The 21,560-nt window shown below is 50.7% G+C and carries 21 protein-coding genes; 8 read left to right on the forward strand and 13 right to left on the reverse strand.

The genetic code is table 11. The features are described 5' to 3' along the window. The first annotated feature begins 44 nt into the window (after positions 1–44). Positions 45–1,655 (forward strand): alkaline phosphatase PafA, encoded by a 1,611-nt coding sequence (gene pafA / locus AB2U10_RS12000; protein ID WP_367914745.1) that lies wholly within the window; start codon positions 45–47, stop codon positions 1,653–1,655. Positions 1,656–1,755: 100 nt separating this feature from the next. Here the strand turns inward: pafA and AB2U10_RS12005 are convergent, their stop codons facing one another. Next, positions 1,756–2,904, reverse strand: coding sequence for a peroxiredoxin family protein (locus tag AB2U10_RS12005; protein WP_367914744.1), 1,149 nt, complete (start codon positions 2,902–2,904; stop codon positions 1,756–1,758). A gap of 108 nt (positions 2,905–3,012) precedes the next feature. On the opposite strand from AB2U10_RS12005, the gene AB2U10_RS12010 reads away from it, so the two are divergent. Next, a complete protein-coding gene (locus AB2U10_RS12010) occupies positions 3,013–3,453 on the forward strand; it encodes a hypothetical protein (protein ID WP_367914743.1) in 441 nt (146 codons plus the stop codon). Positions 3,454–3,580: 127 nt separating this feature from the next. Here AB2U10_RS12010 and AB2U10_RS12015 read toward each other — a convergent pair whose 3' ends face one another. The 6 genes from AB2U10_RS12015 to AB2U10_RS12040 form a co-directional block, all read right to left on the reverse strand. After that, positions 3,581–5,686 (reverse strand): catalase, encoded by a 2,106-nt coding sequence (locus tag AB2U10_RS12015; protein ID WP_367914742.1) that lies wholly within the window; start codon positions 5,684–5,686, stop codon positions 3,581–3,583. A gap of 131 nt (positions 5,687–5,817) precedes the next feature. Continuing rightward, on the reverse strand, positions 5,818–6,324 hold the full coding sequence (locus AB2U10_RS12020) for a pyridoxamine 5'-phosphate oxidase family protein (RefSeq protein WP_367914741.1): 507 nt from the start codon (positions 6,322–6,324) through the stop codon (positions 5,818–5,820). Between the two features lie 142 nt (positions 6,325–6,466). Continuing rightward, positions 6,467–7,141, reverse strand: a complete 675-nt coding sequence (locus tag AB2U10_RS12025; RefSeq protein WP_367914740.1) for a response regulator transcription factor — start codon at positions 7,139–7,141, stop codon at positions 6,467–6,469. Then, the gene (locus AB2U10_RS12030) at positions 7,110–7,880 is read right to left on the reverse strand and encodes a sensor histidine kinase (protein ID WP_367914739.1); all 771 of its coding nucleotides are present in this window, start codon (positions 7,878–7,880) and stop codon (positions 7,110–7,112) included. Before AB2U10_RS12030 ends, AB2U10_RS12025 begins: the two co-directional genes overlap by 32 nt. Beyond that, positions 7,870–8,508, reverse strand: coding sequence for a hypothetical protein (locus AB2U10_RS12035; RefSeq protein ID WP_367914738.1), 639 nt, complete (start codon positions 8,506–8,508; stop codon positions 7,870–7,872). The genes AB2U10_RS12030 and AB2U10_RS12035 overlap by 11 nt, the downstream gene beginning before the upstream one ends. A gap of 12 nt (positions 8,509–8,520) precedes the next feature. Beyond that, entirely contained in the window at positions 8,521–9,000 is a 480-nt protein-coding gene (locus AB2U10_RS12040; RefSeq protein ID WP_367914737.1) for a hypothetical protein, read from the reverse strand. Positions 9,001–9,312: 312 nt separating this feature from the next. On the opposite strand from AB2U10_RS12040, the gene AB2U10_RS12045 reads away from it, so the two are divergent. Continuing rightward, a complete protein-coding gene (locus AB2U10_RS12045; RefSeq protein ID WP_367914736.1) occupies positions 9,313–9,759 on the forward strand; it encodes a hypothetical protein in 447 nt (148 codons plus the stop codon). A 35-nt stretch (positions 9,760–9,794) separates the two neighbouring features. Here AB2U10_RS12045 and AB2U10_RS12050 read toward each other — a convergent pair whose 3' ends face one another. Together AB2U10_RS12050 and AB2U10_RS12055 are read right to left on the reverse strand one after the other, a co-directional pair. Further along, positions 9,795–10,211, reverse strand: coding sequence for an EamA family transporter (locus tag AB2U10_RS12050; protein WP_367914735.1), 417 nt, complete (start codon positions 10,209–10,211; stop codon positions 9,795–9,797). 142 nt (positions 10,212–10,353) lie between these two features. After that, positions 10,354–11,223, reverse strand: coding sequence for a TonB-dependent receptor (locus AB2U10_RS12055; RefSeq protein WP_367914734.1), 870 nt, complete (start codon positions 11,221–11,223; stop codon positions 10,354–10,356). Positions 11,224–11,312: 89 nt separating this feature from the next. On the opposite strand from AB2U10_RS12055, the gene AB2U10_RS12060 reads away from it, so the two are divergent. Both AB2U10_RS12060 and AB2U10_RS12065 read left to right on the forward strand, forming a co-directional pair. Beyond that, the gene (locus AB2U10_RS12060; RefSeq protein ID WP_367914733.1) at positions 11,313–11,471 is read left to right on the forward strand and encodes a hypothetical protein; all 159 of its coding nucleotides are present in this window, start codon (positions 11,313–11,315) and stop codon (positions 11,469–11,471) included. Then, positions 11,468–11,776, forward strand: a complete 309-nt coding sequence (locus AB2U10_RS12065) for a hypothetical protein (protein ID WP_367914732.1) — start codon at positions 11,468–11,470, stop codon at positions 11,774–11,776. Before AB2U10_RS12060 ends, AB2U10_RS12065 begins: the two co-directional genes overlap by 4 nt. A 138-nt stretch (positions 11,777–11,914) precedes the next feature. Here AB2U10_RS12065 and AB2U10_RS12070 read toward each other — a convergent pair whose 3' ends face one another. From AB2U10_RS12070 to AB2U10_RS12085, 4 genes are all read right to left on the reverse strand, one after another. Next, positions 11,915–12,874 (reverse strand): FAD:protein FMN transferase, encoded by a 960-nt coding sequence (locus tag AB2U10_RS12070; protein ID WP_367914731.1) that lies wholly within the window; start codon positions 12,872–12,874, stop codon positions 11,915–11,917. Positions 12,875–12,977: 103 nt separating this feature from the next. Beyond that, positions 12,978–15,173, reverse strand: coding sequence for a PepSY domain-containing protein (locus tag AB2U10_RS12075; protein WP_367914730.1), 2,196 nt, complete (start codon positions 15,171–15,173; stop codon positions 12,978–12,980). After that, positions 15,170–15,640 (reverse strand): DUF2271 domain-containing protein, encoded by a 471-nt coding sequence (locus AB2U10_RS12080; RefSeq protein WP_367914729.1) that lies wholly within the window; start codon positions 15,638–15,640, stop codon positions 15,170–15,172. Before AB2U10_RS12080 ends, AB2U10_RS12075 begins: the two co-directional genes overlap by 4 nt. An 86-nt stretch (positions 15,641–15,726) precedes the next feature. Beyond that, a complete protein-coding gene (locus tag AB2U10_RS12085) occupies positions 15,727–17,211 on the reverse strand; it encodes an ankyrin repeat domain-containing protein (RefSeq protein WP_367914728.1) in 1,485 nt (494 codons plus the stop codon). A gap of 251 nt (positions 17,212–17,462) precedes the next feature. Between AB2U10_RS12085 and AB2U10_RS12090 the strand changes: the two genes are divergently transcribed. The 3 genes from AB2U10_RS12090 to AB2U10_RS12100 all read left to right on the forward strand — a co-directional run bounded on the left by AB2U10_RS12090 (position 17,463) and on the right by AB2U10_RS12100 (position 21,536). After that, on the forward strand, positions 17,463–18,173 hold the full coding sequence (locus AB2U10_RS12090; protein ID WP_367914727.1) for a siderophore-interacting protein: 711 nt from the start codon (positions 17,463–17,465) through the stop codon (positions 18,171–18,173). A gap of 123 nt (positions 18,174–18,296) precedes the next feature. After that, positions 18,297–19,262, forward strand: a complete 966-nt coding sequence (locus tag AB2U10_RS12095) for a sugar phosphate isomerase/epimerase family protein (protein ID WP_367914726.1) — start codon at positions 18,297–18,299, stop codon at positions 19,260–19,262. A gap of 3 nt (positions 19,263–19,265) precedes the next feature. Then, positions 19,266–21,536, forward strand: coding sequence for a glycoside hydrolase family 3 protein (locus AB2U10_RS12100; protein ID WP_367914725.1), 2,271 nt, complete (start codon positions 19,266–19,268; stop codon positions 21,534–21,536). The last annotated feature ends 24 nt before the right edge of the window (positions 21,537–21,560 follow it).

The following is a 21,560-nucleotide window of genomic DNA, read 5'->3' on the forward strand; positions in this document are numbered from 1 at the left end:
GCCCGTGCAGGCCGGCCTGACGGTTTTTCTTAAACCTTATTTTTATGATGAGAGCCATTTTATGGGCCCTTTTGCTGGCTGTGGGTACAGCACAGGCACAGGAGCGCCCCAAGCTTGTGGTAGGAGTAATTGTTGACCAGATGCGGGCCGATTATTTTTACCGGTACTACGATCAATATTCAGAGGGCGGATTCAAACGCCTGCTCCGGGAAGGGTACAACTGCCGGAACCATCATTACCACTATGCGCTTACCGTAACGGCGGCCGGGCATGCATCGGTCTATACCGGCTCGTCGCCGTCCATCCACGGAATTATCGGAAACGACTGGTACGACCCCCGCGCTAACCGCCGGGTATATTGCGTGGGCGACAGCACCGTGGAAACCGTAGGAAGCACGAATCCTGTTGTCGGGAAAATGTCGCCCCGGAATCTCCAGGTGAGCACCATCACCGACCAGCTGAGGGTCACCACCCAGTTCCGGTCAAAAGTGATCGGCATTGCGCTCAAAGACCGGGGCGCCATCCTGCCGGCGGGGCACGCGGCCAATGCAGCTTACTGGTTCGACACCAAAACGGGCAACTGGGTAAGCAGTACTTACTACCAGCAGGAGCTACCCTCTTGGGTACAGGCCTACAATAACCGGAAAAGGCCCTCGGAGCTGCTGCTGAAAAAATGGGAAACCCTGCTGCCGGCAGACCGGTATACGGCCAGCACGGCCGATGACCAACCCTATGAAATGAAGTTTACCCACGAGAAGAAGTCGGCGTTTCCTTACGACCTGGCCGGTACTCCCGGAGACGCTTTCAGCCAGCTGGCCTTTACGCCCCACGGCAATACCCTGACCAAAGAGATGGCCCTGGAAGCCCTGAAGCACGAAAACCTGGGAAAAGGACCGGCTACCGATTTCCTGGCCATCAGCTTTTCTTCGCCCGATTATGCCGGTCATGGCTTCGGGCCTAATTCGGTAGAAGTGCAGGACGTTTACCTGCGCCTCGACAAAGACATAGCGGAGATCCTGGGCCGCCTCGATGAAAGCGTGGGGAAAGGAAATTACCTCTTCTTTATTTCAGCCGATCACGGTGTTATGGATACGCCCGAGTTCTGGACCGGCCATCACCTGCCCGCCGGCCGTATCGATTACGTAAGCATGAATACGCAGCTGAAAAGTATGCTGAAGGAGCGTTTCGGTGACGAAAACCTGCTCAAAGCTTCAGAAAACTTCCAGCTGTACCTGGATGCCGACCGTATAGAAAGTAAGAAGATCGATGAAGCGGAGCTGTTCAAAGCAATACGCAAAGTGCTGCTGTCGTTTGATGGAGTGAAAGAGGTAATTGACCTGAAAAACGTCAGTAAAGCACCTTTAAACGCCAGCCTGATTGACCTTTACCGGAATGTTTACCACTCCAAAAGATCGGGAGACATCCAGATCGTACCGGAGCCGGGATGGATCGCCGGGCCTATTGCGGCCAATCACGGCACCCCTTATGCCTATGACACGCACATCCCGCTTTTGTTCTTCGGCTGGAAGATCAAACCCGGTGAAACTTACCGCAAAACCAGCGTAGCAGATACGGCGCCCACTTTAGCCGCTCTCCTGAGCATTCTGGAGCCCAGTGGGAATGTGGGTGCGGTGATTGAGGAGCTGTTCCGGTAAAGCTTCCTGGAAATGCAGGTTCAGGGTGGCAGCCTATGTCACCCTGAACCCTTTGTTTGCCGGGTTCCGCACCGGTTTGTAAAGCCGGTTTGCTCCAGGCTTACTGTCTGCCGAGAAGCCCCTCCAATTGCTCAGTGAGCTGTTTTTCGATATCTGCAGAATACCCGCCGGCATAATAGGCGATCTTGCCGTTTGGATCAATAATATAAAAATTGGGGTATCCTTCAGAATGATATTTCTGAGCCAGGCTGTCGCCGTTAAGAACGGCACTGACATAATCCATCCGGAAGGTTTCGAGCATGTGCCGTACCTTATCTTCCGGGCTGGATGTATCGTCGTAGATGCTAATGATCTTCAGATTCTTATCCCTGAATTTTTCTTCGATCCGCCTCAGACCTCCCATTGAGCTGTAGGCATGAGGACATACCACCGAAGTGAAATTCAGAAGAACTACACGATTCCGGAAGTCATCGAGCCGGAGCTCTTCTCCGCTGATGGCCTTCAGCGCAAAGTCAGGTGCAGGGGTGCCCGCCTTCAGCGGAACAAGCACCGGCTTCCCGGTAACGGGCTTGGTATTCATATCCTGGTAATGCCCGGGTATCTGTATGGAGCTAAGGGCAGGAAAATCAGCAGGGTTTAAGTCATAATTCTGATAAGAATACACCGAAGTGACCCTTGAGGGAAGCTCATTGTACATCAGTTGCATATCACTGATGATCTGTGCAGGCAAAAGGCTGGCCTTATCGATGTAAATATCATGGCGGTTATAGGTGAGGTAGTCGCCGATCAGGGAGTCTTTTTTCTGGGAATAACGAAGGTGATAGCTCTCCTTTCCGTCTATCAGCGTATCCGGAAAGTTCTTGAGCCGGTCGGGATAGGAGAGGAACTTTTCAAACTGCCCTGCCCAGTATTGGGTTAATGACCGGATATATTGATTTCCTCTTGGTTTTTCGGTCTTGTATGTACTGTCTTTCGGGTACAGCACCGTCAGCTGATCTCCGGCGTACAGGGAAGTGGAAGACCGTTCTTTCATCATGAAATACGACCCGGTGAACGGGTCATTCCGTACCACCTGCTCATTATTGCGGAGCGTATCGGTCTCCTGGTTTTCAAAGATCAGGTGCCGGGTGATGACAGAATAGCTCAGGCGGTCGAGGCTACGGAGCTTGCCGGCCGACATCTGTAACGGGTTTTGAGCAATTGCCTGACCCAGGGGTAAACATAAAATGAGGAAAAAGAAGGATTTCATAGAATTTTATCACTAAGTTTTTAGTAGTTCCTTCAAATTAACGTGAATATATTTTAAAAGGTATATGAAAATATCTTTATCTTCGTACCACAACTTAAATACAGAAATATGAAAAGGAATTTATTGGCCGTTCTGATTCTGACGGCATTTTTTTCAGTGAAAGCCTGGGCTCAGCAGCCGGCACCCGTTTCCAAAGAAGAAAAGGAAATCGCCAAGCTTCAGTTGAAGCTGACCGAAGACCGGGACAAGCTTTCCAAACTGTACCAGGACAAGGACAAGCAGGAAGCTGCCCGCGACAAAAAGCAGACCGATGCCCTCTCGGCAGCGGACAAAAACGCTGAAATGGCCAAGAAGCTGAGCAATGATTCAGGTAACAAAAGCAAGGCTAAAAAAGCGAAGAAAAGTGCTAAAAAAGCGGAATCCAAAGCCAAATCGGCCCGGAAAGCAGATTCCCGCGTGAAGCAAACCGAGAAAAAGATCAGGAAGCTGGAAAAGAGCATTCCGAAAGACGAAGCTAGGCTGAAAAAGCTGCAGGCGAAAGTTGGTTAATGGAGTAACTTCACCTGGTTCCCGACTACGCTCGGTTCTCGACTACGCTCGAGGTGACAAGTAGCAGCCGCCCCCTGTCAGCTCGAGCGTAGTCGGGAACCGAGCGCGAAGTCTAGAACCAACTATCTTACGCAGGTACCTTCCTCGCCTTTTCCCTCTCCCAGATGCGGTGTTGCTTCATAGCGCCGGTAAAGTCTTTTACGAGATCATCCGCACTTTCAAAAATTACTCCCTTATCTTTTTTAATAAACGATTTTTGCGCCAGCATCTCGGCTCCTTTGGCAAATGCAAGCGCTTTGCAGTGCCGGTAGCCTTCGTTGATAAACTGCAGGTAATCGGGATTGGCCTCCAGCTTTTTCACCGAGTCACCGTCAGGCGTATAAAAAGCGTCGTAGCATACCGATGCTTCGGTGAGGTACGAATGGGCCACCTCCGTTTCTCCGCCTTCCCTGTATTTTATTTTGCCCACATGTGACGCGATCAGCACGGCCCGGGCACCCTCCTGCTCCAGCTGATTTTTCAGGAGGTCAACAGACGCTTTGCTCACGCCGTCGTCTACCAGGAAGGCCACTTTCCGGGTTTGGATCGTGCCTCCTCCCGGTTTTACCTTCATGCTCAGCGCCGCTGATTTTTCTACTTCAGGCCTGGGCGCCGGGATGGGGTAATCGGGGTGGTTATTCCGGGCAAATTTCAGCGTGAGGGCATCCAGCTCCCGGGGCGGAACCAGCCCCAGGTTATCCCCGACCTTTTGGGCCAGGCGCGGGTCTATCTGGTTCAGTATGGCCAGCTCGCGCCTGCGGATGTCAGCATTTCCTACTTTTGACAGCTCAAAACTCAGCGCGCTGATGATGTGCTCCTGCTCTTCCAGGCTTTGCGAGTTAAAGAACAGCCGGGCCTGGGTGAAATGGTCGGCAAAAGAAACGGAGCGGGCCCTTACTTTTTGCCCGTTTACAGGCTGGCGGTGCGACTGGAAGCCCGTTTCACCGTTCAGCATGGCATGGTAAGGGCACCCGCCGGCTTTGCTGTTCGGAAAATAGCTGACGCCGCCTTTCGGGATATCCGTACGCGCAAAACCGTCTTTCTGGTTGTTGTGCTTGCCGTTTACCGGGCGGTTAATGGGCAGCTCGTGGAAATTAGGACCGCCCAGCCGGTAATTCTGCGTGTCCATGTAAGAGAAAATCCGGCCCTGCAGCAGCGGGTCGTCTGATAAATCAATGCCGGGCACCACCCTGCCCGGGTCAAAGGCGGCCTGCTCGGTTTCGGCAAAGAAGTTATCCGGGTTACGGTTCAGCGTCATGGTTCCGATGATTTGTACCGGCACCAGCTCTTCGGGCACGATCTTGGTGGCGTCGAGGATATCGAACGAAAATTTCATTTCGTCTTCTTCCGGTATAAGCTGCACGCCCAGGTCCCACTGGGGGAAATCACCGCTTTCAATGGCTTCCCACAGATCTTTGCGGTGAAAATCGGAGTCAAAGCCGGAGATCTTCTGTGCTTCGTTCCAGGCTACCGAATGCACTCCCAGGCGCGGTTTCCAGTGGAATTTCACAAAAGTGCCTTTCCCTTTCCCATTGACCAATTTAAAGGTATGTACACCGAAACCTTCCATCATTCTCAGGCTCCTCGGAATGGCCCGGTCAGACATCACCCACATGGTCATGTGCGCGGCTTCGGGCATCAATGAAATAAAATCCCAGAAAGTATCGTGTGCCGATGCCGCCTGGGGCATTTCCCTATCGGGCTCGGGTTTTACGGCGTGTACGAGGTCAGGGAAATTCATAGCATCCTGGATGAAAAACACCGGGATGTTGTTGCCCACCAGGTCATAATTGCCTTCTTCAGTATAAAATTTCACCGAAAAGCCGCGAACATCCCGGGCCAGGTCGGTAGAGCCTTTAAAGCCCGCTACGGTAGAAAACCGGGTGAATACCGGTGTAACGGTGCCTTTTTTCAGGAAGGCCGCCGTAGTGTATGCCGACAGGTCAGCCGTGGCTTCGAATATGCCGTGCGCGCCGGAGCCCCGGGCATGTACCACTCTTTCCGGGATACGCTCCCGGTCAAAATGCATCAGCTTGTCAAAGAAAATATGGTCCTGCTGAAGCGAAGGCCCGCGTTCGCCGGCTTTCAGTGTATTGTTGTTGTCGTACACCGGTACGCCGTCATTGGTGGTCATTACCCGGCCGTTGTTGTCTACCCGGTTTTGGTTGAAGTGATCTTCTTTCTGATTTTTCATAACTGTTTTTGCTTTTAAAGGGGAAATACTGCCAATAGAATATTCATCACAGGCTTGCAGCGATGTGTAGAGGCCTGCATACAAACAGGTTGTATAACGAACCCGGGGCGGTTCGTTCGAGGTGGGTCGTACTACAGGTTCAGCCTGCCTTCCCTGCCAATGTCCAGCTGCTGCCCGGAAATGGCGCTGGCCGCTACTTTCAGCAAGGTAACCAGCTTATTCGACTTGTTGTCCCAGTAATGCGCTTCATCGGGTGTTACTTTGAGTATACGGATACGCGGATCTTCTTTCCCTTTCTCAAACCAGGCTTCGATCATCTTATTCCAGTACTTGTCTACCCGGGCGGGGTCGCGCGAGATTTCTGCCGTTCCGTTGATGCTTAAAAAAGTATAGTCGCCCGTGTGCGCATAAAGAAGGCTTACTTTGTTGTTGGTGCTGAGGTTCCGGTGGGTTTCGCTCTCTGAAGAAAAAAGGAACCAGATATTGCCTTCTTCGTCTGCTTCCTGCCGGCTCATAGGCACGGCATGGGGGTAGTCGCTGTCTTTGGGGAAAGTGCACATCATTCCAATGTCAATCTTATCCACCATTTCTTTCAGCTTGTCTGCTGCTTCCTGTCTGTGCAAATTTTCTGTACTCATCGTGCTTGTGTTTTAGTGTTGAAATTGAATCTGGTAACCAAATATAGGATTTTTCTTTTGAAAAACATAATCATGCGGGTATTATTATCGGTACTATACCGGATAACGTTACGCAGAAAGAACGCAAGGCCGGAACGGCAGATCAGCGGGGCAGGGGGTAGATGTCGTTGACCACGGCGTAAATGACCAGCCCGGCAATGTTCCGGACTCCCGTTTTTTCCAGGATCCTCTGCCGGTGGCTTTCCACGGTGCGGTGACTCAGACTCAGCTTTTCCCCGATCTCCTGGTTGGAGTATTGTTCGCATATCAGCCTTACAATTTCTTTCTCCCGGTCAGAAAGCTCGTCGTGCAGGTTAAAGAGGGTTTTCTTGCGCGGCGGGTTGTTCATATAAGACATCAGCATCTGCTGGTCAGTGGTATTAAAGAAAATGCCGTGGCTGTGCACTTTATGAATGGCCTCAATGAAGCTGTTGCGGTCGGAGTTTTTCGGCAGGAAAGCCGATATCCCCAGCTTGATCATATAGCCGAATACGCTGCTTTTGTAGTGAGAGGAAAGGATCATGATCTTCAGGTCCGGGAAATCTTTCCGGAGGATTTCCACGAGCTCAAAGCCGTTCATAGGCTGCATCTGCACATCAATCAGGGCAATGTGCGGAAAGTCTTCCGGACCCAGGCTGCCGAGCGTTGAAAGGAAGGCCGGGCCGTCGCAGGAGGTAAAGCTGACCCGGATGCTTTCATCCGCCGATAAAAGCAGCCGGATGCCTTCGGTGATCAGCTGCTCGTCGTCAATTATGGCTATTCGGATAGGTAGGTTCATGCTCCATCGGTATTTTAATGATCAGCCGGCTGCCCTGTCCCACTACATTTTTCCATTTATAGAGTGCGTTCATTGACTCTATCCGGGCTTCAATATTTTTCAGGCCCATCCCTCTCCGGGTGGTGGCATAATCAAAACTGTGACCGTTATCCGAGAGTACCATCAACAGGTTTTTCGGGTTATCACTGATCCATATATGGATTTCCGTGGCGTCTGAATGCTTAACCACATTGGTGGTGAACTCCTGAATGATCCGGTACAGCTGTACTTCTTTAAAAACACTTTTTCGGGTATAATGGTTTGCCAGGTGAAGTGAAACCGTGATTTTTTGCGATAAAAGAGCGATCAGCTCATCAATATACAGGATCAGCCCGAGGTTCTCCAGGTTAACCGGGTACAACGAATGCGAGATGCTCCTGACCGTTCCGATCATTTCTGATACGTACCCGGAAACATCCGGGGTGCCGGCAGTGCCTGAGTTGTTGAGCAGGAGGGAAAGAATATTCAGGCGGTTGCCCATGTCGTCGTGCAGGGCCACCGCAATTCGCTTCCGTTCTTCTTCCTGGGCTTCCACCACCGAATGCAGGAGCTTTTTCTGGTATTCGGTTTCGGCCACCTTCAGCTGGTATTGCTGCTGCATGATGTTTTTCCGGTATTTCATGTAAAACAGCAGGATGGCCGAACAGAACAGGAAAGACGTGCCCATACCGGCAACGATATACCAATAATCAACGTCCATTTTGCAGGTTTTTAAGTGAATAAAAAGCAATGGCAAAAAAGATGTACATCAGCAGGTTCAGCGAGGCATGAATGTTCCAGAAGAGGTCGGCCACGCTTTTCGGTACCTTGATCAGCATATCAGATAAGCCGAAAAGGGCGGAAGAAGTGCTGTAATAGAACAGCAGCCCGGCCAGGGTTAAAAACTGGAAACGCGACAAATTGGAAACCGTGGAACCCAGGTCTTTCATCAGGTAATAAAGGCAGATCACCGAAATGATCAGGCTGTCGAGAAAGCGGGGTATTTTGTTGAACACAAATAAGCTTTCCTTAATAAAGGCATACCACAGCGATAAAGCAAAAAAGCCGGCAATGAGGGCATTGAACAGTAACCTGTGCCGGCGATCTTTACTGAAGCTCTTCAGGAAAAGGCACACAATGGTGAACTCCAGCACGGTATACAAGTGGAGATAAGGAAGGTTATTGCTGCCGGCCGTGAGCTTGGCTATGATATTGAAAGTGAAAGAGAGGCCCAGGTATAAAAAGAGTATCCGGGCCTGCTCATTCCAGTATTTCAGCCTGATCAAACTCACAATGATGGGCAGAAGACCCATAGCCGGAACAATAACTGTATGGTACATTCTGCTCATACTGCGGGCATTTTATACGTTTTGAGAAGAATAAAGTACACTGTCTGTATCACATTGGGTAGGACAGGGGGTGGTAAAATCAAAGATCACCGAACGGTGGGCTTCCGCGGTACCGTCTTTTATCTGCAGCAGGTCGTTCCCGTATTGAACGTCGCCCCGGGTAGGAGACGGGTCGATTTCTTTCCCGCCCACCACCGGTACCAGGATAATATGGATATCACTCAGCTGTTTGGGATCCTGAGAGTCTTTGACCAGGTAGGCCCGTACCGAATTGATCTTTTCCGAATGGTCTGCATTGAAGCTTTTGGCTACTTCCAGCAGCTGTTCCAGGTCTTCAATGGGGATCCGGAAACCGCGGAAGACTTCCTGTCCGTCGGGATCAATTTTTTTGTTGATTTTCACAGAATCATTGTAAATGTCTGCGTAAAATAAACGCCAGTTGGTAGTGAGCTGAATGGCCAGTTCAACGGGGATGGTGGGTAACTTTTCCATGTCAGATGATTTAAGGTGACAAGATTTACGATATCCCTGCAAAACTGGAAAATTTTTGTTATTAAATAAAGCCTTACAGAACGAATATTCACGGGGGCTTTTCAGGTGCGGAGAAACGTAGAAATACGTAATGTAAAATCACGTATTTCTACGCTATCATCGCACCGGTGTATTGCTTTATTTTGCATTGCTGACGCTTAATACAAAATACGCATGGTTTGCATTCAGGGTTTTAACCAATTATCTTACATAAAAGAGGAAACATCGGTTTGGCAGGATGCGATTTGCAACGGCTGTTTATCGGCTGTGCCTGTGTCTTTTGCGGGGGCCTACCTGCATTATGCCGACTTCCGGGTATTTTTCAGGATGATGAGCGAGTCCGGCCAGATGGGCCGGGGTACAGCTACAGGGCTTGAGCCGGGCCTGAAGGGTTTCAGCACTATCCTGCCCCGTTACGGGCTTGAATGGGACGGTGAAGAATACGGCCCGCTGACTTTCCTGCGCACCTTTCACCGCCAGGCTTTTGTACTCTGCGGGTTTTACCTGAAAAACAGTAACAGCGGCCAGGCCATCGCCTTTTTTGCCGATCCCCAACCCGCTTCTGAATCCACGTATCTCTTTGACCCTGACCATGGCCTGTTCCGGGGCGATTCAAGGTATTCTTTTGACGAGCAGCTCGAAAATTACCTGCTTAACCAATACCCTGATATCGACTCCGGGCGGGTTTCTTTCCGGAACGTGCGTTGCACACTTGCGTAGGTTCCGGAAAGAAACCCGCCGGCCTTCTGTAACCTTCAGGACCGGATCAGGATAAATGTGCCGGCAATGATCAGAAGAGCGCCTATGGCCGTCCGCAGGCTCAGGGTTTCGTTCAGGAATACGACGGCCAGGACAATGGTCAGCGCCACACTCAGCTTATCTACGGCCGCTACCTGCGAAACATTTCCCACCTGCAGGGCCTTGAAATAAAACAGCCACGAGAGGCCCGTTGCCAGGCCGGAAATGACCAGGAAGAAAACGGCGTTTTTAGGAAGGGCAGACAGCTCCTTCTGTTCCCCCTTAAACCATACGATGCCCCAGACCAGCACCAGGATAACCAGGGTTCTTATGCCCGTGGCCAGGTTAGAGCTGATACCCGCCACGCCCAAACGGGCAAATATGGCCGTGAGCGAAGCGAAAAAGGCCGATAACAGGGCGTAGAACCACCACATGGATTTTTGAGTTTAGTGAAAATGGACAAGAATACGACGCAATTCTGGAGGAATTTTGTATTTCAGACAAAGATAAATAAATGCCGGTACTTCCCGGAACAGGCATCGGAAGCTTTGTATCTTTCGCCTATGAAAATACTGATCATCGAAGATGAGAAAGACCTGCTCGACAGCATGTCGGCCTATCTTTCGGCCGAAGGCTACCGGTGTGAGCATGCCCCTGATTTTCATTCCGCTCCCGGTCTGCCGGGAAGATGTTGGGCTCAGGGTAGAGGTTTTGCACTGTAAATGCATTGATCTGGTTGCGGTAAATGTTGGTGCTGAGGGTATACGCATAGAGGCCTGATACCTTTTGGTTCCAGAGGGCGTCGAGGCCGGTATTGTAGCTTTTTCCGGCATTCTGGAAGACGGCATACACAAGGCGGCGTCCCGGAACAACCGCCGAGATACGGGTAATGGTGCCGTCAGCCTGGCGGTGGTATACGGCAGAATACAGGTAGCCGCTGTTCCAGCTGTACCGGTGCCCGAGCTCTGCTGAATTGGTGAACTGGGGCCTCAGGGCGGGGTTGCCCACTTTGATGATTTCAGCGTCATCGTATTTGGGGAATATCCGGATGTCTACTTTATAGCTGACCTCTTCTGCGCTGCCCGTGATCACCATGGCCGCCAGAGCAGTGGTGCTTTCTTCCATTTCCAGGGCGGGAATATCGAGGAATGCCGAAAGGCTCCCAACAAACAGGTGCTGTGACCGGGTCTCGTACCCGGTAAAAGAAGCCTGCAGGCTGTAGTTTCCCGGTGAAATATTGGCCAGGGTGAATCTCCCCTCATCGTTGGTTACCGTGCCTGCCACAAATACGCTGTCTTTGGCGGTTTTGAGCACGATATTGGCATAGGGTACCACCGATTTGTCAGCATGGGCCCTGACGGTCCCGGATACGATAACCGACTTCACCTGGCCGGATAAAGAAAGAGAAGAAAGCACCCGGAATATAAAGCAATAAGCCGGTTTCATGAATATATTTTTTGGGCGAAATACGGAGGCAATTCTGAAGGAATTCTGAAAAAACGGTATATTTAAGGTAAAATCAAACTAATCCATATATGAAAAGAGAACTTGTATCGAGACTACACAGCGACTTCGAATTGGCCGTAAATACGCTGGAAGAGACAGAATTTTGGTTTGCCCGCGACCTGCAGGTATTGTTGGGCTATACCCAATGGCGGAATTTTTTATTGGTGGTGAAACCACCCTGGGAATGAAAACCAAATTAGGCGTTCCTGATAACCGGCCGCTTGCTGATTTTCTTCCTACCATAACGATTAAGGCAAAAGACTTTGCAAACGAACTGACAAATGTTAATATTCGTAAGAATGAGCTGAAAACGGAGTCGGGTATTACCCGCGAACATGTCAAGAATAACAAAGATGTGAGAGGCCTTTTGCTGAAAAGTGGTATTAAACCGGAAAACCTTCCGGCAGAGGAAGACATTAAAAAGGTAGAACGGAAGGTAAAAGCAGAAGATAAAAAACTGCTTAAAGATGCTAAGAAACTCAATACAAAGTAAAGGGAAAAGGAGCCTGTTTTTAAAAGAAAGGGTCTCCTGGGACCTTTCTGATCATTTTGCTGACGTCAGCAAAATGATCAATCCGGGCTCAGAAGTGATTCCTGACCATTTTGCTGACGTCAGCAAAATGGTTCATCTTTACTTTTTAATGACTTTTCCGGCATCTGTAATTAAAATGTACCGGTATTCGGGAAATTGTTTCAGAAGCTTAATGCCCTCTTTTTTGCCCATAACCATGACCGACGTACTCATGGCGTTGGCAAATTCGGCTGTGGGGCCGGTAACGGTTACGCTGGTGAGCCCGGTAGAGGGGTAGCCGGTTTTGGGGTTAATAATGTGCGAGCATCGTTTCCCGTTGATCTCGGCATATTTTTCGTAATTGCCCGAGGTGGCCACAGAAGCCTCTTTTATCCTGAATACTTTCTGGATCTTCCGGGGCTTAAAAGGATTCCACACGCCTATTTTCCATGCCTTGCTGCCGGGCGGAGTACCCCAGGCAGAGAGATCGCCGGAAGCATTAACAATACCCCCCTGCACGCCCAGAGATTGCATCAGCTCCCGCCCCTTATCGGCGGCATAGCCTTTCCCGATAGAGCCGAAGCCGATTTTCATGCCTTCCTGTTCCAGGTAAATGGTGGAGGCGGCACTGTCGAGCCGGATATGCCCGTAGCCTACTTTTTCAACCGATTTGCGGATGACTTCTTCTTCCGGCATTTCGGTGAGGGTGCCGTCAAAACGCCATATCCGGTCCATAGCGGCAATGCTGATATCAAATGCACCCCCGGAAAGCTCCGAATACCGGATGGCCCGGCGGGTCAGCTCATATACTTCGCGGTCTACTTTTACAGGTTTTATTCCTGCATTCCGGTTGACCTCCGACACCTGTGTCCCCGGCCTCCATTCAGAGATCAGGTTTTCAATGCGGTCGATTTCCGCAATTACCTGTTGAAAGCGGTGTTGCGCAAGCATGGAGTCTTTTTCTACCACCGTCAGGTCAAAAACAGAACCCATCAGCACTGTTTGCTTTTTGAATACCTGTTGTGAAAACCCGCAGCTTAGTCCCGAGAGAAAGAAAAAGACGCTTAGATAAACGCGCATAAAGCTTACTATTTGAGGGTATCGTTTCATGAGCCAAAATTAACCTTTAGGAATCCTGCATAATAACTTTACACGCTTTTATGAAGAATACGGGAAACACTATTCAATAGCAATCGCTCAAAACCTGGCCCTGTTCTTTGTAGAAGTGTAACCCGCGGCCGTTTTTCTCCATGCAGAGGGTATTCAGCACGGCTTCCACATCTTTCTGCATGGCCAGTGAGCCGCAGATCATGATGGTACCTTTGTTTTTCAGCAGGCCGGCAAAGAAAGCCGCATCCCGGCAGATCAGGTCCATGACATAGCAGGCATTCTCTTCCCGTGAAAAGGCAGTTTCAAACCGCTGCAGTCTTCCGGCTGCAATTTCTTCATCTGCAAAAGAGCGGTACTGATGCGAAAGCGCGTTGTTGTGCCGGAATCCCGCGTACAGGCTCAGCAGTACCCGTTTCCTGTTTTCGGAGATCATGCCGAGAAAAGGCGCTATGCCGGTTCCGTTGGCAATCATCACTACCGCAGGCGCCTTTACCGGGAAATGAAAGCTTTTGTTGACTGCTATACGAGCAGCAACGCGGTTTCCTTCTTCAAGGGCATACAGGAATTCAGAACCCAGCCCGCCGGGGTGCAGCTTAACCATCAGCTGAATGTTCCCGTCTCTTTTCCCGATAGAATAGAGCCGCTCGCGGCCGTCATTGGCCGGGTACACAGCCAGCAGGTCTCCTGAACGGAACGGGTTGCGCCGCTCCGGCTGAAGCACGACCCGGAAGGTGGCATTGTCTTCTGTAACCTGTGTTTTTTCTATTACCTTAAATTTCTTTAAGCCGGTGACCCGCGTGGTGTACAGTGCCGGGGCAGTGGCCAGCGCACATTGGCTTTTTTCGCTCCAGGCTTTCACCCAGGCGGTCAGCTCTTCTGCCGAGCGGTCATTTACCGTATGCAGATCGAGATAACGCGAAGCCCAGGGCTGCCCGGCCAGCTCTTTGTCGATGTGCCGTGCATAAGCACAGAAATCAGGATATGCTTTCGAGCCGAAGCCCACCACCGAATAATTTACCTTTTGGCTGTGCGGAAATTTAGCGATCAGCTTTTCAAAATTACCGGCATTGGCCGGTGCAGTGCCCAGCCCGTAAGTAGAGCTGAAGATCAGGAAATGCCGGGCTTCCGGGAAATGGGTGAACCGGTTCATCTCGGTTAAAAACGATGTATACCCCAACGCCAGCAACTGCTGATGAACCTGGTGGGCAAAGGCCAGTGTGCTACCGTTTTCAGACCCGGCGAGCACCACATATTCTACCGTGTCAGCCGTATGCCTGTTCCGGATCTTCGTTTTGCTTCTCCGGAAGGTCATATCGAAGCCGGTATAAATAAAAAGCAGGATATTCAGCGAAGCAAAGGCCAGGATGATCGCCCAAACGCTGCTGTTTCTTCCTGTATGAAGATTGAGGCTGAGCTTTTCCAGCACCAGGCTGTAAGGATACCGGGTTTCCTGCACCACTTCGCCGGTGATCTGGTTAACCGCCAGCTCACGGTCTTTGAGTTTGACGATGTAAAATTCTTCGGGGTCATCCGGCATAAAGGGGAATTCTATCTTTTCCACTTCGGTTAAACGGGTGTTCCGGAAAACAGGAAAATCAGCTGGGGCTTTTGGGGCGGCTCCGGCCGTGGCGGTATGGCTGACGGGCCGGCTGTCTGCTTCGGTCAACCCCAGCCTGACCATGAAAAGATAAGTACCTGTGAGGGCCAGCATCAGCACGGGCACCAGGAACAACCGCCCGCTCACCACGTGAAAGTACTGGGAAAAGAAGTCTTTGTTGATGCGGGCAAAGAAATGGCGCAGCCCCTGCTGCCGTTTGGCGATCAGGACAATACCGGTAAGGGTGATCAAAAGAAGCAGGAACGAGATGAGGCCAATGATGATCCGGCCTGTTTCTTTCAGGAACAGCGAGCGGTGCAGGGCAATGTTCCACTGGATAAAATCACTCTGTGGCTTTACATCGCCTAAAATGGCCCCGTTTACCGGGTTAATGTAAGCGTTTACCGGGTTACCGTCCCGGTCTGTACCTTCAATAGATACAAACCGGTTGTGGTCTACGGTAAGGGTGGTGATCTCGGGGAAAATCCCGCTCAGCACCGGGAGGCTCTGAGCGAGGGTAACCGATCCGAGGTTATCTGCCCGGTAGGGCTGGGCTTTTTCATTGACGGCCCCCACGGCCAGGATAACCCCGGTAACGGAGAGGATCAGTAAAAACAGGGAGGAAACCACGGCAAGCGCCAGGTGGGCGTACCTCCATACGGATAAGGTCATTGAACTTTACTTAATTTCACAAAACGGATATACCCGGTGCCTTCGGCACGCTCAGCCAGGGCTTCGGGAGCTACGTCAATTTCCACATCCTTTACGTAATATTTTTGCTCTTCTACGGCCGACTCAAAACGCAGCTTATACCCTTTGTTCAGTTTCGAATCATCGATCTCCAGGGTACGCATGGCCCGGTCACCCCCGTTTACCGAGGCCCCGGTGATGGCATTCAGCTGGGTTTTGGCTTTGGTTTCAAATTTATGCCACTCTTTCAGGGTGTTGTGCCATTTTTTATCCGGCCCCAGCACAGAAAGGGTCTTTTCGTATCCTCCCTGCGGGTTAATCAGGGAGATCACCACGTAGGCGGGTTCGCCTTTGTAGCTGTTCATCTGGATCATGCATTTGTATCTGGCGGTCTGGGCCGATGCGCTCAGGGTGCCTATAAACAGGGCGAAAGCGAGTATTTTTTTCATAGGTATTTATTGGCTTTTAGCCATCAGCTGTTATAATTCCCATTGGGGGGCTGATAGCTGACAACTGATAGCTGATTGCGATTTAATTACTTCAAAAAATCAATAGATATATTACCGGTTTTCAGGAAATCATTTTCTTTGGCCAGGTCATAGGCCGTTTCGTCAAATTCCGTTTTCAGGTCTTTCCGGGCCCCCAGCTCAAGCAGGGCCTTCAGGATTTGGTCGTCTTTGGCAATCAGGGCTGCTTTGTGCAGGGCGGTCATTCCCTCTTTGTCCTGGGCGTTTACATTCACCCCCAGTTCAGCGGCCTTTTTGATTTGCGACAGGCTTTCCCTGGCTACTGCCTGGTGCAAAAGCGTGCTGCCGTTCGCCTGAGGGGCAGCTACATCCATGCCGTTATTTTTCAGCAGGGCCAGTTTTTCTTCGAAATCGTTGTTCGGCGGAGTGTTCGGCCGGGGCTCACGGTACGAGTTGAACCAGTAATACGCCAGGTTCTGACCGTCTTTGTTCAACACTTTTACATCGGCGCCGTTTTTAATGAGGTAGGCTGCAATTTCCGGTGAGCCGTTTCTGATGGCCCGGGTCAGGGCTGATTCCCCTGATTTATTGACAGCATTGATATTGTTCATTTTTGAAAGCAGGGTTTTCACCAGCTCCGTATCGGTTCCGCCTGCAGCCAGGATCAGGAGCGTATTGCCGTCGTTATCGGCCTTTTTCAGGTCGGTACCTTTCTCCATAAAGTAATGGATGATGGCTGTATTGGGGCGGCGAACCAGCAGGTGCAATACGGTGGCTCCGTCTTTGTTAACGGCTTTGGGGTTTAATTTGAAGGTATCTGCCAGGTATTGAAAAAAGTCAGGCCCGGTAGAAGGCGTTCTCGGGCTCATGGTAGCGAAGAAAAGAGCATTATCAGTGGGTTTGACGCCTCGCTGAACCAGCTTTTCGATAAGCGCCCTGTTGCCCGACCGGGCGGCATAATCGGTAACCGTAGCACCGTTATCGTCTTTATCTTTCAGGGAAAGCCCTTTGGATATAAAATACCCGGTAAGGGTAAGATCGGGATCGCCGGCTACAGCCAGCATCAACAGGGTAGCCCCGTTTTCATACCTTTGCTGCGGATCTACGCCGGCTTTAAAAAGGGCATCGTACACGGCCGTGTTCTTGTTGCCTGCCGAAGCTGCATAGGCTGCTATGGGCGTACCGTAGCTGTCGGCATAATGCACATCAGCCCCTTTTTCAATGAGGTAATTCACCAGGTCGGCCTTACCGGATGACGCCGCCCAATGCAGGTAAGAACGGCTGTGGTGCGTTTTTTTCGTAACGCTGTTGCCTTCCTGCTCCACCAGGTAACGGAGAATATCCATCGGCGCATTATTGAAAATGGCGGTGGTCACGGCATCCCATGAGCCCGCATTCTGTTGAGAAGGGCTGTTTCCCTTTGCCACCTCTGCCTTTACGGCATCCAGGCCGGGTTTGGTTTTCCAGAAATCAGCATTCATCAGTGTATTGACCTGCTGGGCATGGGTATAAAATGCTGAGAATAAGAGTGCTGTTAAGAATATTTTTTTCATAGGGCAAAAAGCTATCTGTTGTTTTTATTTATATCAATTCTAAACAATTCGCGAAAGTAGGAAAAAATCTGTCCGGATAAAAAAAATGCGGACAAGTTGTTGGTATAAAATTTTAAGGCACATGCCGCCCGCTGCAAGCAATAGTTTTTCGCTTAAAAAATAAATTATTTAGAATTATTATAAATAAATTACTGTTTATGCTCAAAAGAACAAAACCAGCCCCCTTACAGGGACACTAAACCGTAAATACAATGCCGAAAGTACCTAAATGGATGGCCAATGCCATGGAGTCGCTGTTTACAGGAAGTTACCACCCCGTTACTGTTACGAAGGTTGATGACCTGGCTGACGGACTGAGACAAGTGAGATGGGAAGGAGATTTCTCCAAAATCAGCAAACCTTTTATAGCCGGTAATGTCATTGAATTCAGGGTGAGTGATACCGAATTCAGGCATTATACCCCGTCTTTTCTGGATGCCGGAAACGGGGTCTGCGACGTCTTATTTTATTTGCACGACAAAGGGCCCGGTAGCCGCTGGGCCGGTCAGCTGAAAGTGGGCGACCGGACTAAGTTGCTGGGTCCGGGAGGCAGGCTGCGTTTTGATGAACAGGCAGACAGGCATCTGTGTTTTGGAGATGAGACCTCCCTGGGCCTGTTCAAATGCATGGCGGCTGAAGCTGCCAAAAGAAATTGCCGGTGCCAATGCTCCGCAGAGCTGGATGCCGCTCACCGCGAATGGCCGGCGTTGCTGGGCCTGAATGGTGTTTCTGTTCATACAGGGACCGGCGGGGTTATCCAAAGCATAGAAGAAAATGCGCACGAATTACCGGGAACGGCCTTTTATCTTACCGGGAATGCCAGATCGATCCAGGCGATCAAAAAGTGTCTTTCGCTTAAAGGCGTTCCGAACAGCAGAATACATACAGAGCCGTATTGGGCAGAAGGGAAGGCCGGGCTTTAATTTTACCGGCCGGGGTTTTACGGAACAAAACTTTCTTGCAGGAATCCGTGAAATTTTTATACATTAGCGCGAAATAAAGCCAGATGGCAAAATTTAAAAATATTCTAAAAGACCTATTGATAAATGGAAAACAGAAGAGATTTTATTAAAAGAACGGCGGCTTTGGGTACAGCATTGGGCTTAACGTCTGTTTCTGAGCTTTTTGCCGGTTTAAAAAAGGAGGGAAAGCTCGGTATTCAGCTATTCTCTATCCCGAAAATGCTTTCGGAAGATTTTGACGGAGCACTGAAAATGCTGCAGCAGTTTGGCTACAAAGAGCTGGAATTGTACGGTCCGTTTCCGTTTAGTGCCGATTCGGCTAAAAAAGGATGGGAGGGCGCCGGGAAAATGCTGGGCTTTTCAGGCAGCGGTTATTTCGGCAAAACACCCCAGGAAATAAAGAAAATATTCAAGTCGTACGGACTTACCACACCGGCTACCCATACCGACCTGGATACCCTGGAGCAACAGATGGGCCCGCTGGCAGAGGCGGCCAATATCCTGGGACAGAAATACGTGGTTCTGCCGGCCATTCCTGACGAAAGGCGTAAAACCCTTGACGACTACAAGCGTATAGCCGATGATTTTAATAAGATAGGAGAGAATGCCAAAAAGCACGGCGTTAAATTCGGATACCACAACCACGGCTATGGCTTAAAGCCGGTTAACGGAACCCGTCCGCTTGAAATTATTCTCAACAACACCGATCCCGGTCTCGTATTTTTTGAGATGGATATCTTCTGGACCACCTGTGGCGGGGCCGATCCCCTGGACCTGCTTTCACGATACAAGGGCAGGTATAAAATGCTGCACCTGAAAGATATGAAAGAGAAAAAGCAATTTGCCGGCGACGGCAACAGCGCACAGGAGTGGTTCCCGATGTTTCCGCTGATGACGGCGGCCGGCGACGGCGTTCTGAACGTACAGGACATTGTAGCCAAGGCGCAGGAAACCGGGGTGGAGCACTATTTCGTAGAGCAGGATATGGTGGCCGACCCGCAGACTGCGTTGAAAAAGAGTGCTGATTTTCTCCTTACAAAACTGGGATAACCTATGAAACTATTGAATTTACTTACAGGCGGATGCCTCCTGCTGGCTGCGCATGCCTCAGGGCAAAACACGGGCCCGGACTTTGAAGTGATCCGGAACAAAGGCGGGAAAGATATCGGCTATTCAAAGAATTCAGGGGTAAAATTACTGACGGTGAACGACCTGTCATTTAAAGACCTGAACCGGAACGGCAAGCTGGATAAATACGAAGACTGGCGCTTAACGTATGAGGAAAGGGCCGCAGACCTGGCTACACGGCTTACGGTAGAGCAGATTGCCGGCCTGATGCTTTACTCTTCGCACCAGAGCATCCCGGCCCGTGCAGACGGGTATTTTGCGGGAACGTACAACGGTAAGCCCTATAAAGAAGGGGAGACAGACCCCAGGGAGCTGACCGACCAGCAGAAAAAGTTTCTCAAAGAAGATAACCTGCGCCATGTGCTGGTCACGTCGGTGAAATCACCGGAGGTAGCTGCCGGGTGGAACAACCGTATGCAGGCCTACTGCGAGGGGGTAGGGCTGGGTATCCCGGCCAACAACTCGTCTGACCCCAGGCACAGCACCATTGCCACGGCAGAATACAATGCCGCTGCCGGTGGCGCCATTTCCATGTGGCCCAGCTCACTGGGTATGGCAGCCACGTTTGATCCTGAGCTGGTGCGGAAATTCGGTACCGTAGCTGCAGCCGAATACCGGGCGCTGGGAATTACCACGGCGCTGTCTCCGCAGGTAGACATAGCCACAGAACCCCGCTGGGGCCGGTTTAACGGCACGTTTGGAGAAAGCCCTGTGCTTGCTGCCGCTATGGCAGAGGCTTATTGCGACGGCTTCCAGTCGGAAAGCTGGGGCGCCAAAAGTGTCAATGCCATGGTGAAGCACTGGCCCGGCGGTGGGGCAGGGGAGGCCGGCAGAGACGGCCATTACGGGAACGGCCAGTTTGCCGTATATCCCGGGAACAACTTTAATACCCACCTGATACCGTTTATAAATGGGGCGTTTAAGCTGAAAAGAGGCACAAAAACCGCCTCGGCCGTTATGCCGTATTACACCATTTCCTGGAACCAAACGCCTGAAAACGTAGCCAACAACTACAATAAATACATTGTTAATGATTTATTGAGGGAAAAATACGGCTATACCGGTGTGATCTGTACCGACTGGGGCGTAACGGGTGACCGCAAAGTGCTGGATTCTTTCCTGGACGGTAAATCGTTCGGCGTAGAGCACCTCTCAATGGCCGAAAGGCACTACAAGATACTGATGGCCGGGGCCGATCAGTTCGGAGGAAATAACGACGCCCTGCCCATCCTGGAGGCGTACCAGATAGGCATAAAAGAGCACGGGGAGAAGTGGATGAGAAACCGGATGGAAGAATCGGCCCAAAGGCTGCTTCTCAATATATTCCGGGTAGGATTGTTTGAAAACCCTTACCTGGATCCGTCTGAAACGCAGAAGGTGGTGGGTAAGCCTGAATTTATGAAGGCCGGGTACGAGGCTCAGCTGAAGTCGGTTGTTTTGCTCAAAAACCAGCAGAATGTTTTGCCGGTAACCGCTAAAAAGACCGTCTACATTCCCAAGAGGTTTATCCCGGCGAGTCGTAATTTCCTCGGTATGGAAACGCCGGCTTCTTTAGAATATCCTTTGAATATCAGCATTGTCAAAAAATACTTTGACGTAACGGATGACCCGGCCAAAGCCGACCTCGCCATTGTGTATATCGAGAACCCCAAAGCTTCTACCGGTTACGATAAGGCCGATCTCGAAAACAAAGGAAACGGGTATATACCTATCAGCCTGCAATACGGCGACTATACGGCTACGGATGCCCGGGAGGTCAGCATTGCCGGCGGAGATCCGCTGGAAAACTTTACCAACCGGTCTTACAAGGGTAAAACCGTCAAAACACCGAATATCACCGATGCCCAGCTGGTAAAAAGTACACGGGAGGCAATGAAAGACAAACCCCTGGTGCTGCTGGTTAACACGACCAACCCGCTGGTATTTTCTGAAATTGAACCGTATGCCAGCTCTGTTCTTTTGAGCTTCGGCGTGCAGGACCAGGCCCTTATTGAAACCATAGCCGGGAAATCGGAGCCGGGCGCGCTGCTGCCCATGCAGATGCCGGCCAACATGAGTACGGTGGAAAAACAGGCGGAAGATGTGCCCTTTGACCTGGAATGCTACAAAGATGCCGCAGGAAACGTTTACGATTTCGGCTTCGGCATGAACTGGAAAGGCGTTATCCGGGATAAGCGGAAAAGCATGTATAAGTAGTAATTCCGTAAGGAATACGTTCAG

Source organism: Leadbetterella sp. DM7, from assembly GCF_040829825.2.
Taxonomy (GTDB): Bacteria; Bacteroidota; Bacteroidia; order Cytophagales; family Spirosomataceae; genus Leadbetterella.